We start from the raw sequence: 2,227 nt of genomic DNA on the forward strand, positions 1-2,227 counted from the left end.
GGACGTGTGGGACAGGTGAGACCCCGGAAGGCGTAGCCTGAGGAGGCTCACCGCCCGCCCCATGGAAAGCGAACCTTTTCCCGGAGCCCCTAGAACCTTACAATCATCTCGAAACTGAGTCTTCAAGAAAAGGGAGCTTTAGTGAAAGAAGTATAAAAAAACCAAGCGGTAGGACCGCTTGGTTTGGTGGTTACTCCTGGATGAGTAACTGATATTTATTAGGAATGATATTTTCCTGTTTAATTTTCTTCAAATACTCTTCAGCATCTGCATATTTTTCAAAAACCAAATCCTTGTCATCTTTTCTAAACTCAATAACGACACGGTGGCTATCAAATCCAACTATACGATACAGAGCGCATACTCCTTTCGTTGAGCATAATCAGCTCAAAAAACGCAAAAAAGCCGAAAAGTATCTACTTGTCGAAAGAAAGATACTTTTCGGCTTTTGTCCAGCTCTATTGTCCAGATCAGTGTTACCGAATAATATATTAACATGTTATCAGAATTCAATGGTTAAGCACGAGTAAGGATCAAACGTCTTCGTTTCATCCCAATTACTATTATAGTACAGAATGGACGATATGAAAACAGGTCTGCCTAAACTGATTTCTTCATGTCCTCTTGTTCAATCCTTTGATGCTTTTCAAGCTCTTCACACAACTGGACATATTCTAAACACATGAGGTAGATTTTGTCGTTTTCCATGGTACCGAGAGTCAAGCATTCTTCTGCAGCCTTTTTACAAACTTCCGCACATGAAGCAGCCATGTCCTCCACTAGCAGGCTTTTTTTCTGTGCAGTTTCTACAGCATACTTATAAGCATTCATGCATTCTTCGAGTAATAATGTCTTCTCCAGCAAGGTGGTATCCTTTTCGCCGATCATTCTATGTCCCCCTCTTTAAGGTTTCAATATCAGAACCATGTAACTACGGTCTTTATCGAAATCCCAGTCTATAAAGACATCTTCTATGCTTGTACCAAGGATTGTTTCGAAAGAGGCATGATTTAGAAGACGCTTTTCTAACCTTCTTTTGGAAATTTTCAAAGGCTGTTCATATCCTGCACTGATCATTTCTTTTTCAATAGCGACCAATATTCCATTACGCTCAATCAATAATGTTCGATTGTTCAGCAAAAACGACCGAATGGAGGCAGGTGCTTTTTCCGCTTTCTGGCTCAGTTTTTCCACTTCTTCGTGTACCGCATCTTTGTGTTCATAAGATATTAATTCTTCACCTTCATCAGGGGCATCCGAAGTAATGACTCCGACAAGCACACCCGTCCGCCTGGATAAAGACCAGTCATAATACAAATGGTCCACATGGATACCCGAAGTGGCCCGAAAGGTTGCTTTTATATCAGGAATTAATTCTCTCATCATGAGGTCCCGCGTTTCTTCTACTTTTTTATCATTTCTCTGACCGACTAAAACACGTTCCATGGGTGCAAGAAAATCTTTCAAATAGATGGTAAGAAATTTCCCTTCGATGGAGACGAAAACAGAGGAGGGTCCTTTTCCAAAGTGGTCACGTAACAACTTACCAATATAGCTCGACATGTCTGACTGAATGGAACGCTTATCCACTTCTATCCCTCCATACCAAACGTTGTTTATCTATATTTAAAGTATCACAAAATACAGGTATTTAAACGAAACCAAGCACATCGAGTATATAAGAGAGCACATTCATTCAACTAACTGGCAGGTTTCTTGAAGAATCAGTTTTGAGATGTTTTCGGGGTTCGTTGCTTGGTATGAGCGTCAGGGGTGGCTGGGAAGCTACTCGCTTTCCAGTGGGGGAGTGGTGAGCTTCCTCGGACTTACGTCCTGCGGGATCTCACCTATCTCCTTTCTCCCACGGGAGTCTCGCAGCTTCCCATCCACCCCATACGAAAAAGGATGAGAAACGAACCCCTTTGCCCAGTACGAGTGCCTTTCATAAATCCAGAATCTATTGTGGTAAAGCGCTCTATAACAGGCTTTATCATTCTAAATGCGGTTGGAGAATCCATATTTCTTCACTTTCCTTAGGAGTAAAAGCTTCCCTTTCCTGGAAGTGGTTTCGAGATACTTATATAGCAAAGGGGCGGAGGGGAATGGCGAGACTCCTGCGGGAAAAAAGTGCTTGGTGAGACCCCACAGGACGCAGTCCGAGGAGGCTCACCGCGCTCCCGCGGAAAGCGAGCTATTCCCCGCAGCCCGATCCACCCAACAAAAGTCT

The 2,227-nt window shown here is 43.1% G+C and carries 2 protein-coding genes; both read right to left on the reverse strand.

All coding sequences use genetic code 11. The features are described from left to right. Positions 1 to 600: 600 nt before the first annotated feature. On the reverse strand, positions 601 to 888 hold the full coding sequence (locus VKA52_RS20745; RefSeq protein WP_326317108.1) for a hypothetical protein: 288 nt from the start codon (positions 886 to 888) through the stop codon (positions 601 to 603). A gap of 15 nt (positions 889 to 903) precedes the next feature. Continuing rightward, complete coding sequence (locus VKA52_RS20750; protein ID WP_326317110.1) at positions 904 to 1,590, reverse strand: DUF2294 domain-containing protein; 687 nt, start codon at positions 1,588 to 1,590, stop codon at positions 904 to 906. Between the last annotated feature and the right edge of the window lie 637 nt (positions 1,591 to 2,227).

The organism is Halobacillus sp. HZG1 (assembly GCF_035818575.1).
In the GTDB taxonomy this organism is placed as follows: Bacteria; Bacillota; Bacilli; order Bacillales; family Halobacillaceae; genus Halobacillus; species Halobacillus litoralis.

Excerpts from the sequence above, each read along its gene's own strand:
- VKA52_RS20745 (WP_326317108.1), bottom strand. The coding sequence starts at position 888 with ATGATCGGCGAAAAGGATACCACCTTGCTGGAGAAGACATTATTACTC.